General features: G+C 63.4%; 13 protein-coding genes and 1 pseudogene. 5 read left to right on the forward strand and 9 right to left on the reverse strand.

The genetic code is table 11. The features are described from left to right. Positions 1 to 6 precede the first annotated feature (6 nt). Together LN139_RS11085 and LN139_RS11095 are read right to left on the reverse strand one after the other, a co-directional pair. Entirely contained in the window at positions 7 to 237 is a 231-nt protein-coding gene (locus LN139_RS11085) for a hypothetical protein (protein WP_236359916.1), read from the reverse strand. 105 nt (positions 238 to 342) lie between these two features. Then, positions 343 to 1,371, reverse strand: a complete 1,029-nt coding sequence (locus LN139_RS11095; protein WP_329611037.1) for an antibiotic biosynthesis monooxygenase — start codon at positions 1,369 to 1,371, stop codon at positions 343 to 345. Positions 1,372 to 1,455: 84 nt separating this feature from the next. Between LN139_RS11095 and LN139_RS11100 the strand changes: the two genes are divergently transcribed. Next, positions 1,456 to 2,322 carry a LysR family transcriptional regulator gene (locus LN139_RS11100; protein WP_236359917.1) on the forward strand — a complete coding sequence of 289 codons (867 nt, stop codon included), beginning with the start codon at positions 1,456 to 1,458 and terminating at the stop codon, positions 2,320 to 2,322. Here LN139_RS11100 and LN139_RS11105 read toward each other — a convergent pair. Next, positions 2,316 to 2,939 (reverse strand): nucleoside/nucleotide kinase family protein, encoded by a 624-nt coding sequence (locus LN139_RS11105; RefSeq protein WP_236359918.1) that lies wholly within the window; start codon positions 2,937 to 2,939, stop codon positions 2,316 to 2,318. The genes LN139_RS11100 and LN139_RS11105 overlap by 7 nt on opposite strands. A 126-nt stretch (positions 2,940 to 3,065) precedes the next feature. Here LN139_RS11105 and LN139_RS11110 point away from each other — a divergent pair, with 126 nt between their 5' ends. Continuing rightward, positions 3,066 to 4,475, forward strand: a complete 1,410-nt coding sequence (locus tag LN139_RS11110; protein ID WP_236359919.1) for a sugar porter family MFS transporter — start codon at positions 3,066 to 3,068, stop codon at positions 4,473 to 4,475. Here LN139_RS11110 and LN139_RS11115 read toward each other — a convergent pair. Continuing rightward, on the reverse strand, positions 4,469 to 4,744 hold the full coding sequence (locus tag LN139_RS11115) for a hypothetical protein (protein WP_236359920.1): 276 nt from the start codon (positions 4,742 to 4,744) through the stop codon (positions 4,469 to 4,471). The genes LN139_RS11110 and LN139_RS11115 overlap by 7 nt on opposite strands. 240 nt (positions 4,745 to 4,984) lie before the next feature. Here LN139_RS11115 and LN139_RS11120 point away from each other — a divergent pair, with 240 nt between their 5' ends. Next, the gene (locus tag LN139_RS11120) at positions 4,985 to 6,361 is read left to right on the forward strand and encodes an MFS transporter (RefSeq protein WP_236359921.1); all 1,377 of its coding nucleotides are present in this window, start codon (positions 4,985 to 4,987) and stop codon (positions 6,359 to 6,361) included. Positions 6,362 to 6,508: 147 nt separating this feature from the next. On the opposite strand, the gene LN139_RS11125 is transcribed toward LN139_RS11120, so the two are convergent. From LN139_RS11125 to LN139_RS11145, 5 genes and pseudogenes are all read right to left on the reverse strand, one after another. Next, positions 6,509 to 7,255, reverse strand: coding sequence for an SDR family oxidoreductase (locus LN139_RS11125; protein ID WP_236359922.1), 747 nt, complete (start codon positions 7,253 to 7,255; stop codon positions 6,509 to 6,511). A gap of 112 nt (positions 7,256 to 7,367) precedes the next feature. After that, positions 7,368 to 7,682: a hypothetical protein gene (locus LN139_RS11130; protein WP_236359923.1), complete on the reverse strand. Its 315-nt coding sequence runs from the start codon at positions 7,680 to 7,682 to the stop codon at positions 7,368 to 7,370. A 58-nt stretch (positions 7,683 to 7,740) separates the two neighbouring features. Next, positions 7,741 to 10,121 (reverse strand): annotated as a pseudogene (locus LN139_RS11135) (response regulator). 30 nt (positions 10,122 to 10,151) lie between these two features. Further along, a complete protein-coding gene (locus tag LN139_RS11140) occupies positions 10,152 to 10,613 on the reverse strand; it encodes a response regulator (RefSeq protein ID WP_236359924.1) in 462 nt (153 codons plus the stop codon). 33 nt (positions 10,614 to 10,646) lie between these two features. Then, positions 10,647 to 12,887 (reverse strand): ATP-binding protein, encoded by a 2,241-nt coding sequence (locus LN139_RS11145; protein ID WP_236359925.1) that lies wholly within the window; start codon positions 12,885 to 12,887, stop codon positions 10,647 to 10,649. Positions 12,888 to 13,104: 217 nt separating this feature from the next. Between LN139_RS11145 and LN139_RS11150 the strand changes: the two genes are divergently transcribed. After that, positions 13,105 to 13,338 (forward strand): DUF6555 family protein, encoded by a 234-nt coding sequence (locus LN139_RS11150; protein WP_329611038.1) that lies wholly within the window; start codon positions 13,105 to 13,107, stop codon positions 13,336 to 13,338. 100 nt (positions 13,339 to 13,438) lie between these two features. Further along, entirely contained in the window at positions 13,439 to 13,672 is a 234-nt protein-coding gene (locus LN139_RS11155) for a hypothetical protein (RefSeq protein WP_236359927.1), read from the forward strand. The last annotated feature ends 100 nt before the right edge of the window (positions 13,673 to 13,772 follow it).

Consider the following 13,772-nt stretch of genomic DNA (forward strand, 5'->3'; position numbering starts at 1 on the left):
CCTGGCTTACAGCTCCCGAAGAATCCACGCCAGCGCCCGCCACGGGTACTGATCGCCCAGCCCGGCGCCACGGCAGCCGGGATCATGGACGAACGAGCGGTCGGCGTGGGTGGCGGTTTGAACACTGTGGCAGAACGGGCAGCGAATCATGTCGGTTTCCAGCGTCCACTGCCGACCCCACTCTGCCATCTGTTCGCCCATCTTGACGCGTCGCGCGCGGCTGTCGTCGTGTTTCACTGAGCGCGCCTCCTGCGTCGGCACAGCACATGGCTAAAGAGCGCGAGCCTACAGCAAGGCCACACTTTTACCTAGTACGAGACGGCGAGCGGCAGGTGAATCCGATCACAGTGGGGTTGCGGGCCCGTATTCGCGCTCGGCGCGCAGGACCCGAACCCGGTAATCGCTGTACCAGCACGCTTTGCCAAGCCGCTGCGCATCGAGATGTTCAGCCTGCCGCTGCCAGGCAGCCGCGGCGGCAGCGTCTTGCCAGTAAGAGACGGTCAGGCCCAGCCCATCCTCCCCTCGCGCGCTTTCCACGCCGATAAAACCGGGCTGGTCGCGCGCCAGAGCGAGCATCTGCTCGGCACAGGCGCTGTAACCCGCCTCACACGGTGCGCGCCGCGAGCTGAACACCACAGCGGTATAAGGAGGGGACGGTGTTACGGCCAGGTGTATCCCGCGTGCCTGACGATGGACATGCGCAGCTGCCAGCAACGCCAATACCGCCGCAGGCACCTGCCCTTTCAGGGCCGCGCGCTCCGGCTGGAATAACGTCAGGCAGAAAAACGGGTGGCCCGCCAGCTCAAGGCCCAGCACCTGGCCATCTTCGGCCCAGGCAACCGGGCGCAGGTCGCTGGCCTGCAAGGCTTCGGTGAGTTCAGGTGCCAGGCCATAGCTGCAGTGAAACCCGGCCTGCAAACGCAGGCTGGCATAGGCCTGGGCAAGCCGGGACCCGGGCTGCAACCGTACCTGCTGGCTTATTTCTACCCACGCGCACGCCAACGGGGCGATTACCACACGGCCCTGTTGGCCTGGCCACTCGGCATGCACTGCGTCAGCCATGCCCAAGGCGTGCCTGGCGAATTCCAGCACCGCGTGCTGAAACCCTGCACACGTCCCGAGCAATGGCAGGCCGGTTCGCCTGGCGTGCTCGATAGCCGACACCACCGCCTCGCCATCGCGGTAAGGGCCGGCCGGCACCACCCACACGCCGTCGTAATCGGCCCAATCGACCTGCGCCAGGCTGTCGCTGGCCAGCCAGTGCGTGGTGATCGAGTGGCCCAGTACTTCGGCCGCGCAGCTCAACGCTTTGGGGATCGCCTGGTGAGCCAGGACTTGAGGGTTGTAGTCGCCTATCAGGCCAATGTTCATGAGGCTGTTCCTGCCGCTGGTTGAGTGTCCGGGGATCAGCGTAAGCTTGCGTAGCCGCAATGAACATCAGCAGAGTGGAAAACAATGATTGCGTCAGCGCACTATCGATTGGAGCATGCCGACCTGCAACTGGTGCTGGCACTGATGCGAGGCGGCAGCCTGGCGCGGGCAGCCGGCTTGCTGGGCCAGGACGTCTCGACCGTGTTCCGCGCCATTCACCGGCTGGAAAAGGCCATGGGCGCTCAACTGTTCGAAAAACCACGCAGCGGTTACCGCCCCACTCCCCTGGCCGAACGCCTGGCGCGCCAGGCAGAGATGACCGAGCAGGCTCTCGAACAAGCGCGCAACGAAGCCCTGGATGGTAAGGAAACCATCAGCGGGACGGTGCGCCTGACCTGCAGTGAAGCGGTTCTACAGGCGCTGGTGGCACCGGCATTGGGCCGCTTCATGGGCCAATGGCCCGGCATCGAGCTGTTGCTCGACAGCACCCGGCACTTTGCCAACCTCAGCCGCCATGAGGCAGACCTCGCCATTCGGATCACCGACCAACCACCGGCGCATTTGATCGGCCAGCGCTTGGCCAGCGTTCGCTATCAGCTATGTGGCCACCCTCGCCTGCTCGCCCAGGGGGCGCTTGAGACGTTGCCATGGCTGGCGCTGCGCGACGAAGGCGGCGAACACGCCACCACTACCTGGCGGCGGGCGCGGTATCCGGGTGCACGCCCGGCCTGCCAGGCGCACGGGCTGCATGCGCTGGCGCAACTGGCCGAGGCGGGGTTGGGGCTGGCGCTGCTACCGCACTGGCTGGTGGGCGAGCATTTGCACGCCGTGGAGGCCGACACGCGCGCCTGCGACAGCGCGCTGTGGCTGTTGATGCGGCCCGACTGCCGAACGCTGCCTTCAGTCAGCCGCGTGTTCGATGCGTTGCGCCAGCATTGGCCGGCTCACTGATCCCAGGGTACCTGCAATGCGGCCCGCTGCCGGTGGGCCTCGATGCGTAACGCATTGGGTTCATCGGTGTCGCGCACCCAGGCCTGGGCCTGCTCCAGGGTGCGGCCGTATCGGCAATGTCGCTCCACCAGGCGCTGGCGGCGCAACTCCCCGGGGACTGCGACATACCAGCATTCATCGAACAGCTCAGCGACCGGCGCCCAGCCCTCCTCGGGCAGCAGCAGGTAATTGCCTTCGCTGATCACGAGTTGGGTACTTGCAGGCACTGCGATAGCGCCAGCGATGCCCTCCTCCAGCGCACGGTCGAAAAACGGTGCGTAGATCACCTCCCCCTCCTGCGGCGTACGTAACCGCTCCAGCAGGGCGCGATAGCCTGCGGCATCGAAAGTGTCGGGCGCCCCCTTGCGTTCGGCACGGCCGAGCCTTGCCAGTTCCTGATTGGCGAGATGGAAGCCATCCATGGGCACGATGACCGCGCTGGGGCCGATGGCCTCGGCCAGCAACTGAGCGACGGTGGATTTGCCTGCGCCGGGGGCACCAGCGATGCCAAGCAGCACGCGGGGTGAACGCGCCATCAGCGCACGCGCGCGCTCGATGAGTGAGGCAGGAAGCTGCATTGCGGATTTTCCTATGGCTGAATCGTTTCGAATAGACAAATTTTCTAACAAGTTTGCGGCACCAAACTTCAATTAAGGCGTCAGTACCCCAAGCGCCCAGGCCGGGCGCCGTACAAGGAGACGTGCATGACACTTAACAACAATACACAGGCCAACCCGCGGCTGGTCATCCTGATCGCCGTCATTGCCGCCCTGGGCGGGCTGCTGTTCGGCTACGACACCGGCGTGATCGGCGTTGCCCTGCTGGGGCTGGGCCGGGAATTCGCGCTCGACGACACTCTCAAGCAACTGGTCACCGGCGGGATCATCTTCGGTGCGCTGTTCGGCTGCCTGGGCACAGGCCCGGTGTCGGACCGCTTTGGCCGGCGCCGGGCGATCATGCTGGTAGGTGTGGTGTTCGCCATCGGCTCGCTGCTGTCGGCGATGGCGGGCAATGTGACCCTGCTGATCCTGTCGCGGATTCTGCTGGGCCTGTCTGCCGGCAGCTCGACGCAGATCATCCCGGTGTACATCGCCGAGGTAGCGCCGCCGGAGCATCGCGGCAAACTGGTGGTGCTGTTTCAGTTCATGGTGGTGTTCGGCATCAGCGTGGCCTATTTCACCGGCTTTGCCCTGGGTGAGCATTGGCGCTGGATGTTCGGCCTGGGCGTGGTGCCGGCGCTGATTCTGCTGGCCGGCATGGCCGTGCTGCCGGAGAGCCCGCGCTGGTTGCTGATGAAAGAACGTGAGGCAGAAGCCGAGCAGGTCCTCAATCGCGTCCGTGGTAACGCCGCGCAAGCGCGCGCCGAGATCGAAGAGATTCGCGAGGTCGCTTTCAAGCAGCCTGAGGGCACGTGGCGCGACCTGTTCAACCCGTGGGTACGCCCGGCCTTGATCGTGGGCGCGAGCATCTCGATGTTTTCGCAGATCACCGGCAACAACGCGCTGATCTACTACGCACCCACCATCCTCACCAAGGCCGGTTTCAGCGATGAGATGGCGGTGCTCGCGACTGGCGCCAGTACCTTGCTGGTGGTCGTGATGACGGTGATTGGCAGCTGGCTGGTGGACAAGGTAGGCCGCAGGCGCTACCTGCTGTGGATGATCCCGGGTTCGATCGTTGCCCTTGCACTGATGGGTTACCTGTTCCAGGGTGCCGGCCCCTCGACCGACGCACAGCGATACCTGGCGGTAGCCTGCCTGGCTGCCTACCTGATGCTCAACTGTGGTGGGTTCGGTGTGTGCATCTGGCTGATCAATGCCGAGGTCTACCCGCTGTTCGTACGCGGCAAGGGCGCCAGCGTCGGTGCGTTCAGCCATTGGTTCTTCGACCTGCTGGTGACCTTGAGCACACTGAGCCTGGTGACCTGGCTAGGGATTGCCCACACCTTCTGGCTCTACACCGGTATTTCTATCATCTCGCTGGTGTTCATCTACCGCTGCGTGCCGGAGACCCGTGGCCGCAGCCTGGAATCGATCGAGCACGCGCTGCGTGAATCGCGCTTCTATCCGTATCAGGAAAAGCACCCTGCCGAGCACAAGCCGGTCGCTCAATAACGGCCGCGCATGAGGGCGCGCACATCGATGCGTGCGCCCTCTCGCAATGCGCCTTGCAACGGTGGCGCCTCCCAGGCATCTGCCGCTTCGGTGATCTCGGCGTGCAGTTGCTCCCACTCGGCAAAGCCTTCGAGCAAACCCTGGTAATACAGCGCGTTCAACCACCCCAGCGCGATGCCGGTGCTCAACACCAGGGCATGTTCATCATCGGAGTAGGCCAGCTCAGAGACCAGCTCCCGAAACTTGCTTATCAGTTGTGTTTTGTCCACGGGCGCCGCTCCATCACAGGCTTATTGGCATCTCGACCCAGGCGCTGGAGCATTTGTTTCTTTTTATGTTTAAAGTATGCGACTGTCCGTTAATCGAACGCTATCAGATGGCCAGCCAGGCCGAACATTGACACCTATCAAGCTCGACGGTATCTATGTACCACCCAGTTAGTTTCGCCTCCTCCAGGCGGCGTAATACCAACGGTCATTTGCTCGATAATAAAAACAACGGAGATCGCCATGGCTAGCCATGACACCCACGGTTCCAATCAAGCTAAAAAAGCGACCGCCAGCGGATGGGTAGGCTCGGCCCTCGAGTACTACGACTTCTTCATCTATGCCCAGGCGGCAGCGCTGATCTTCCCGCAAATCTTCTTCCCTGCCACTGACCCCAAGATCGCGATCGTCGCATCGCTTGCCACCTACGGCGTGGGTTACGTCGCACGCCCCATCGGCGCGTTCGTGCTCGGCCACCTGGGTGATACCCGCGGGCGCAAGAATGTGCTGCTGCTGTGCATGTTCCTGATGGGCCTGGCTACCATGGCCGTTGGCTTGCTGCCGACGTACCACCAGGTAGGCATGCTGGCGCCCACGCTGCTGGTCATCCTGCGCCTGATCCAGGGCTTTGCCGTGGCCGGCGAGATTTCCGGGGCAAGCTCCATGATTCTCGAACACGCGCCGTTCGGGCGCAGGGGCTATTACGCAAGCTACACCTTGCAGGGTGTGCAGGCAGGGCAGATTTTCGCAGCAGCGATCTTCCTGCCGCTGGCCTACTTCATGCCGGACGATGCGTTCAATAGCTGGGGCTGGCGGATTCCGTTCCTGCTCAGCGCTATCGTGCTGATCGCAGGCCTGGTCATCCGTAAGGAAGTTCACGAAACCCCCGTGTTCACCCAGGAAGATGCAGCTTCCAAAACCCCGAAATCGCCCATCACCGAGGCCTTCCGCTACAACTGGAAGAACATGGGCCTGGTGATGTGCATGGCGCTGATGAACGTGATTCCGGTGGTAGCGACCATCTTCGGTGCTGCCTACGCGGTGCAGCCGGCCTATGGCATCGGTTTCGAGAAGAGCGTTTACCTGTGGATCCCGGTGGTGGGCAATATCGTTGCGGTGCTGGTGATCCCGTTCGTGGGCAACTGGTCCGACAAGGTCGGCCGCCGCCCGATGATCATCGGTGGCGCACTGGGCTCGGGCCTGCTCTCGTTCGCCTACCTGTACGCGATCAGCATCCACAACGTGCCGCTGGCCTTCGGCATGTCGCTGCTGATGTGGGGCGTGGTGTACCAGGGCTACAACGCCGTGTTCCCAAGCTTCTACCCTGAGTTGTTCCAGGCGCGCTACCGCGTGACGGCCATGGCCATTTCGCAGAACGTCGGCACCATGTTCACTGCCCTGCTCCCGGCTCTGTTCGCGGCATTGGCTCCGCCCGGCTCGCAGAACGTACCGGCCACCGTCGGTGCAGTCGCCTTCGGCATCACCGTGATCTGCGCCCTGGCGGCCTGGAAAGCGCGTGAAACCTACCGCATCCCGATGCAGGAACTGGGGATGCCGGACGCCAAGCCACTGGACAAGAACCAGTACGACGCGCAACGGATGGCAGCGGCGCAAAGCTGAGGAGTTCCAAGCTCCAAGCTCCAAGCTCCAAGCTCCAAGCTCCAAGTATGAGCCTGAAATGCAAAAGCCCTCGGTCGATGACCGGGGGCTTTTTGTTGACGTGCTATAGCTGCCGGGCCGTGGTGTACGGGCTACATCGGGTTGTGGTTATCTGCCGCCGCCCAGGTCGATGAAGGTGCCCGTGACGTAGCTGGCAAGGTCGGAGGCTAGCCACAGGATGGCCTCGGCTACTTCTTCGGGCTGGCCGCCGCGGCCCACCGGTAAGGTACCTTCCAGTTTCGTCACGCGTTGCGGGTCGCCGGACAGTGCGTGGAACTCAGTATGGATATAGCCGGGCCGCACGGCATTCACGCGAATCTTTTCGCCTGCCAGTTCTTTGGAAAGGCCCAACGTGAAGGTGTCGATGGCACCTTTGCTGCTGGCGTAATCCACATACTCGTTGGGCGACCCGAGCCTTGCAGCCACCGACGACACGTTGACGATGCTGCCGCCCACACCGCCATGGTGCGCAGACATGCGCGCGATGGCGTGCTTGGCGCAGAGCATCGGGCCGACGACGTTGGTCTTCATGAGCTTGAGCAGGCGAAACTCGGACATCTCTTCCAGCCGGCTCTGCGGGGCGATGGTCGCGGCATTGTTGACCAACACCGACACAGGGCCGAGTTCGTTATCGACCCTGTTGAACATCTGGATCACTTCGTCTTCGTTGCTGGCATCGCCCTTGAATGCGATGGCTCGAGCACCGAGCGCGGTAAGCTGCTCCAGCGTTTGCCGGGCCTGCAGATCATCTGTCTGGTAGCCAATGCAGATTCGGTAGCCCTCGCGCGCGGCGAGGCGCGCAGTGGCAGCACCGATGCCGCGGCTGCCGCCAGTGATGACCATGACCTTTGCCATTGAATGAGCCGCTCCTTGGGTGGACCGCGAGTGGGTGCCAAGGCTACCCCAAGGGACTGGCTTCCTGCCAGCACCCGCCTGCGGGTGAGCATTACTCACCGCAGGCCAAACATCAGTCAGATGGGTGTTTCTGGTCGTGATCATTCATCGGTGCGCCGCGGTGCCCCCCGGCATGGCGCTTGGCCTGATCGATGCCCCACTTGAGCAGCTCGGCCGTCGGGCCCGGGTCGTCTTCCTTCTTGGAGACCTGCTCATGAAGCAGGTTGCCATTGGCGTCATTAACGCGCATTTCGACCCGGTACTGCTGATCACCGACCTGGCGGGCGGTAACGTGAATGTGGGCGCCATTGCCCAGCGTTTCTTCGTGGACCTTGGTCAGGTGGTCATTGCCCACCCAGTCCTCGTGGCCGTGTCCGTGCTCTGTCATGCTCAGTCCTCTTGTGCGGTGGTCCTTACAATGACAGACCGGCCGCCAGGCCCAAGGTTCAGGCCTGCGAAAGGGGCTGCGCCATCGCCTTGTTCAGGGCGGTAGCCAGGTCCTCTTCGCGATAGGGCTTTTGCACGATCACTTGCTGGGCCGGGTCCAGGCCGCCGACCTCGGCATAGCCGGTAATGAACACCACCGGCAAGCCAGGTTGGCGCTTCAGCGCCTCTTCGGCCAGTTCGGCACCGTTCATGCCGGGCATCGCGTAGTCAGTGACCAGCACGTCGACGCTTTCGTGCAAACGCAACAGTGCCTGGTCGGCGCCGTCCGCTTCCAGCACGGTGTAACCAAGGCTTTCGAGCAACAGTGCAGTGACCCCCCTGACATCCGGGTCGTCATCGACCAGCAGAATCCTGTGCTGCTGCTCGGGTGCTTCGGCGATCACCCGATCAGCCGGCTCTTCACGCATCTGCGGCCCCGGCACACCTGGCAGGAACACCTTGACCGTGGTGCCCTCGCCCACAGCTGTGGTAATAGCCACCCCACCGCCAGACTGCTTGGCAAAGCCGAACACCTGCGCAAGCCCCAGCCCCGAGCCCTTGCCCACCTCTTTGGTGGTGAAGAACGGCTCGAACGCCTTGGCCACGACGGCTTCGCTCATGCCACAGCCCGAGTCCTGGATCGCCAGCACCACATAGTCACCGGGCTCAGGGTCCTCGGACCGCCTGGCGGGGCGCTGCACGGTTTCGTTGTAGGTGCTCACTCGCAAGGCACCGCCACCGGGCATGGCATCGCGGGCATTGATCGCCAGGTTGAGGATGATCATTTCTGTCTGGGTGGCATCGACCAACGCGTTCCACAGCTCGGGCGCTGTGTCGGTCTCGATCCAGATGCTGCCGCCGAGGGTGCGTTGCAGCAGATCGAGCATGCCGCGCACGGTGTCATTGAGGTTTACCGCTGCAGGTTGCAGGCGCTGCCGGCGCGAGAAGGCCAGCAACTGCCCGGTCAGGCGCGCGCCGCGCTCACCGGCTTCGAGAATGTTCTGCAAGCGGCTGGCGAACCGCTCGGTCTGGCCGCGGCCCAGGTCGCGGATGAGAAAGTGCGTGCTGCCGAGGATAACCGTGAGCAGGTTATTGAAGTCGTGGGCCACGCCCGCCGTGAGCTGGCCAACGGCTTCCAGGCGCTGCATCTGCTGCAGCGCCGCCTCTACCCGCTCACGTTCGTCGATCTGTTCGCGCAGGCGTTCGTTGGTTGCGGCCAGGGTGTCGAGCACCTGGCGTTCGCTGGTGATGTCACGCACTGCTGCGTAAAGCATTTCGCCGTCCGGCACGATGGTCCAGGACATCCAGCGGTAGTCACCGTTGGCGTGGCGCAAGCGGTTGACGAAACGGCTGGAGACATTACCCAGCGCCAGGCGGCCCAGCTCGCGCGAAGTGGCAGCCTGGTCGGCGGGGTGTGTGAGGTCGGCCAGGCGCATGCCCGCCAGTTGCGTGCGGGTCAGCCCCAGGGTCGCTTCCCACGCCGGGTTCAGCGCCTCCGGAGTGGTGTCGGCGCGCATCACCGCCAGCAACTCACGAGACAGCTCCCAGGTGCGGTCACGTTCGCGCGTGCGCTTCTGCACGCGGTCGCTAAGCAGGTCGTTGAGCCGCTCCAGCGCTTCGGTAGCCTGTTTCTGGTCGGTGATGTCCTGCACCACGCCGGTAAACCGCACACACTGGCCGTTTTCGAACGTGGAACGGCCGCTGGTCTTGAACCAGCGCTCTGAGCCACTGGGCAGGCGCACGCGATAGTCGACCTGGTAGGTCCTGGCACTGGCCAGGGATTCTTCCACGCCTTTTCAGCCCGCTCGCGGTCGTGCGGGTGCAGCCGCTCGAAGAACAGCGCCATGCTCACCGGGGCCTGCTCGTCGAGCTCGTACATTTCGCGGCAACGTGCATCCCAGATCAGCACGGAGGTTCTCGGGTCGAAGTCCCAGGTACCCATGCGTGCGGCTTCGATGGCGATGCGTGCGCGCGACTCGGCATCATGCAGGTTGCGCTCGGCGCGCTGGCGCTGGCGGCGTTCGTCGACTTCGGCCAGGGCGCGCTTCACCGCACTGGGCAGCAAGGGCAGGCTCTGCTTGAGCACGTAGTCGGTGGCACCGGCGCGCATCATCTTGACCGCATGCTCTTCGCCGAACACACCGGAAATCACGATGAAGGGCGTCAAGGGCGCCAGCTCACAAGCGACGGTAAGCGCCTGCTCTCCCGATGAGCCGGGCAGCAATATATCGCTGAGGATCAGGTCGAAAGGCTGGGCCCGCAACGCTTCGGCTGCTGCCTCGTGGTGATATACGGTGGTGGCCTGTATGTCGAGGCCTGCCCTCTCCAATGTGAACAATGTCAATTCCGCATCGCGGACGCTGTCTTCGATCAGCAACAGTTGCAAAGGAGGCGCGGGCATGTTCACCAGGGGGTCGGCACAGAAAGGGAGTCAGGGTTGTACGCGGCGCTGCAGGCGCAGAGAGCCGGGTGGCGGCTCGTTCAACACCGCCCAGAAGATGCCCAGGTCGGAGATGGCTGAAACGAACTCCTTGAATTCGACCGGCTTGACCACGTAAGCGTTCACACCCAGTTCATAGGCGCGTTGCAGATCGGGTTCTTCTTTGGAAGAGGTCAGCATCACGATGGGAATGCTGCGCAGCTCTTCGGCACTGCGCACGGCCTTGAGCACTTCCAGGCCATCGACCTTGGGCAGCTTCAGATCCAGCAGCATGACTGCAGGGTTGCCTTCGTCGCGTGTGGCGTGCTCGCCACGGCGGTACAGGTAATCGAGCGCCTCGGCGCCATCGCGCATCACGATCACCTCGTTGGCCAACTGGCTGCGCTCGAGCGCCACCAGTGTCAATTCCAGGTCGCGCGGGTTGTCTTCGACCAGCAGAATGGGTTTGAGCATGTTTGCCTCGTGAAAAGACCGGCGCGCGTCGCCTCAGGCGCGGCGCGGCAATGCAAAATAGAAAGTGGCACCCTGCCCCGGTTGGCCATCGGCCCACACCCGGCCCTCATGGCGTTCGATGATTCGCCGCACGCTGGCGAGCCCGATCCCCGTACCCTCGAATTCTTCCATGCGGTGCAAGCGCTGGAACACCCCGAACAATTTGCCAGCATAGGCCATATCGAAGCCCACACCATTGTCACGCACATGCACAACGATCTCATCGCCCTCCTCGGCGGCACCGACCTCGATTACCGCAGGGTCGCGGCCGCGAGTGTACTTGATGGCATTGGACAGCAGGTTGCGCAGTGCCAGGTGGATGAACGCCGCATCGGCGATCACCTTGGGCAACGGCTGTATCTGCCATTGCACGTTACGGCCTTGCAGGTCGGGTTCCATTTCGCGGCGTGTGGCCTCTACCAGCGCACTCAGGTCGACGTCCGAGAGCCTGAGCGCAGAGCGGCCCATCTGGGAAAAACTCAGCAGGTTGTCGACCAGCGTGCCGGCGAACCGCGCCGACTCGCCGATGTGTTCCAGAAAGCGCAGGCCACGCTCGGACAGCTTGCTGCCCTCGAAGTCGCTCAGCAATTCGGCGTAGCCCGCGATGTGCCGCAGCGGCGCGCGCAGGTCATGGGAAACGCTGTAGGAAAACGCTTCGAGTTCCTTGTTGGACTTCTTCAGCTCGCCTGCAAGCTGTGCGAGTTCTTCGGCCTTGCGCAACACGATGCCGAGCACTGCGGTGCGCAGCTCCACGACACCTTCGACGACCATGGCGTCCCAACCCCGGCTATGGCCTTTGACCGTCTCTTCCCACTGCTCGAAACTCGCCCGCGGGTTGAGGCGGCCGTTGCCGTCGATGGGTTTTTCCGGGCGCCCGGCCCAGTTCACGGTGCGCCGCTGCTCCGGCTGGAACCAGATCAGGTAGTGGTTGTGCAACTCGGAGATCGCGACCGCCAGCACACCGGCGGCATGCTCGGCGAGCTCGGCCAGTTGCGGCACGTCGCGGCCGAGGTTGTCGGTAACGAACACCTCGCCGGCCAGCTCACGCTGGCTCAGCCATTTCACCAGGGCATCGACCTGCTGCTGCGGCGGCGTCTGGCCGAACAGGTCGCAGTGGCTGTCGGAGATCACTGCCGCACCCTGGGCGCCGGCGAAATCGAGAAAGGTCTCAGGCTGCGCCAGCAGCCCTTCACGAACGCTGTCGCGGTCGGCCATCGACGCCAGCAGGCTCACGATGCGCTGGCGCAGGCCGAGCAGGTGCTCGGTATCGGCCTGGGCTTCGCGCGCCTCGATCTGCAGAGACAGCACGCTGCCGAGCAACTCGCAGGCCATGCGAACCTGGAAACCCACTGGCCGCGGGTTGCTGTCGTGGCAAGAGACCAGCCCCCAGAGGCGCCCGCGCACCACGATGGAAATCGACATGGATGCCTGGGTGCCCATGTTGCGCATGTAGCGAAGGTGGACGGGCGAAACGCTGCGCAGCGCCGCATGGCTCATGTCCAGTGCGGCCCCGGTGCGCGGGTTGTTCGCCGGCACCAGCGGCGAAGCGTCGTAGTCGGCGTCTTCGATCACACGAATGCGGCTGGCGACGTACAGCGCACGGGCCTGGCTCGGAATATCGGACGCCGGAAAGCACAGCCCCAGGTAGCTGGGATAGCCGTCATCGGCGACCTCGGCCAGCACCAGGCCATTACCTTGTTCATCGAAGCGGTAGGCCTTGACCCTGCCAAAGCCGGTGATGCGTTTGAGCTCGTAGGCCACCAGCCGGCACAGCGCGTGGATGTCCTGGACTTCCTGCATCTGCCCGACGAAGGCGCGCACCAGCGGGTAAAGATGGCCATAGGCTGCGGCCACATCGCGGGCAGGCTCGAATTCGGCGATCAGCACCTGGTCCCAGGCGTGGGCAAGCATGGCGAAGCGCGACTGGGCGCGCCCCTTGAACATCAGGTCGCCCAGATGCACCGGGTGATGCTCGTCACGCGGCAGCGCGCCGAGCTTTCGCACCACGTCCTCACCAAGCTCCAGGCACTGCTCCAGCGATTGGCCCAGCAACTGCGCAGGCTCCAGCCCCAGCCAGTCGCGCACGTTATCGCTAGCCTGCAATACCTCGAACGTCAGCGGGTCGAGCACCAGCATGAAACCCTGAGGCTGGATGCTGCCTGGCACGTGGATCGGCTCCCGCGCGCACTGCTCGATAGCAACAGCCTGGGCGGCGGCCGAATCGGTCGAGTTCAAGGTAAAACTCCTTAAATAGGAATGCCCGGGCGAGCTCGGCCGGCCAAATGCGTACACCTTACCAGAGGTGTCCTTACAGAGTGAGAGCATTTCCCTGTACGGCAGCTATCGAGCGCGCCACTCGTCCTGGCACGCTGGTCGCATGAAAAGGAATGGTCTTGGAACCAATCAAAGTGCCATCAGTCAAATCCCCCGTTCAGGGAAGGATCACAAGACGATGGCAAGGCTCAGGCATTTCCTCATTCAATACCGTTACAAGGGCGAATCCAGAAGCTTTGCGCAAAAGGACAGCCGCATGTCGGCGACCGATGCGTGGTACTACGCCTCGCTGCATTCCGGCGCCAACCGGCTGTACGGCATCTCGCTCAACCAGCACTCGCCCCAGGCGATGCGCATGCAGGCGCAGCAGTGCGGCGTCACCGAAGTAGGCTTTCACGAATTGCCCAGCTGAAAACCTTGCTGTCACAGGCAGCCGAACGGCGCAATTCGCTTCATGGGTGCAACCCGTTTGTAATAGAGTCTGGGCGGTGATCTTCTAAAGGATGCCGACGATGGTTGCCCATCTGCGTGTTGTACCCAACGACCGGACGCTCGATAGCTGGAAGTTGCACTGGATTCACGATGAAACCGCCATTCACTGCCGTCGCTGCCTGGCGGGGCAGTCGGTGTTCGATGCGAGCAAGCCGTTCGTGCATAACCCCGGTTGCGGCCGCGGCGATGAATTCGCTCACTACCCTTGGCAAGACCTCGCGGCCATTCTCAAAGCCCAGCTGCAGCAGGCCTGAGTTTCGTAACAGCGGCGCTGGCCGGCTCGTTAGCGCCCCGGTAGCCACGACCACCTATCGCACCGGCCCCAAGCCCGCAAAACTTCCTCCCGCACAGCCT

This window comes from Pseudomonas sp. KNUC1026 (assembly GCF_021650705.1).
GTDB lineage: Bacteria > Pseudomonadota > Gammaproteobacteria > Pseudomonadales > Pseudomonadaceae > Aquipseudomonas.

Excerpts from the sequence above, each read along its gene's own strand:
- LN139_RS11095 (WP_329611037.1), bottom strand. The coding sequence starts at position 1,371 with ATGAACATTGGCCTGATAGGCGACTACAACCCTCAAGTCCTGGCTCAC.
- LN139_RS11100 (WP_236359917.1), top strand. The coding sequence starts at position 1,456 with ATGATTGCGTCAGCGCACTATCGATTGGAGCATGCCGACCTGCAACTG.
- LN139_RS11105 (WP_236359918.1), bottom strand. The coding sequence starts at position 2,939 with ATGCAGCTTCCTGCCTCACTCATCGAGCGCGCGCGTGCGCTGATGGCG.
- LN139_RS11110 (WP_236359919.1), top strand. The coding sequence starts at position 3,066 with ATGACACTTAACAACAATACACAGGCCAACCCGCGGCTGGTCATCCTG.
- LN139_RS11120 (WP_236359921.1), top strand. The coding sequence starts at position 4,985 with ATGGCTAGCCATGACACCCACGGTTCCAATCAAGCTAAAAAAGCGACC.
- LN139_RS11125 (WP_236359922.1), bottom strand. The coding sequence starts at position 7,255 with ATGGCAAAGGTCATGGTCATCACTGGCGGCAGCCGCGGCATCGGTGCT.
- LN139_RS11130 (WP_236359923.1), bottom strand. The coding sequence starts at position 7,682 with ATGACAGAGCACGGACACGGCCACGAGGACTGGGTGGGCAATGACCAC.
- LN139_RS11140 (WP_236359924.1), bottom strand. The coding sequence starts at position 10,613 with ATGCTCAAACCCATTCTGCTGGTCGAAGACAACCCGCGCGACCTGGAA.
- LN139_RS11150 (WP_329611038.1), top strand. The coding sequence starts at position 13,105 with ATGGCAAGGCTCAGGCATTTCCTCATTCAATACCGTTACAAGGGCGAA.
- LN139_RS11155 (WP_236359927.1), top strand. The coding sequence starts at position 13,439 with ATGGTTGCCCATCTGCGTGTTGTACCCAACGACCGGACGCTCGATAGC.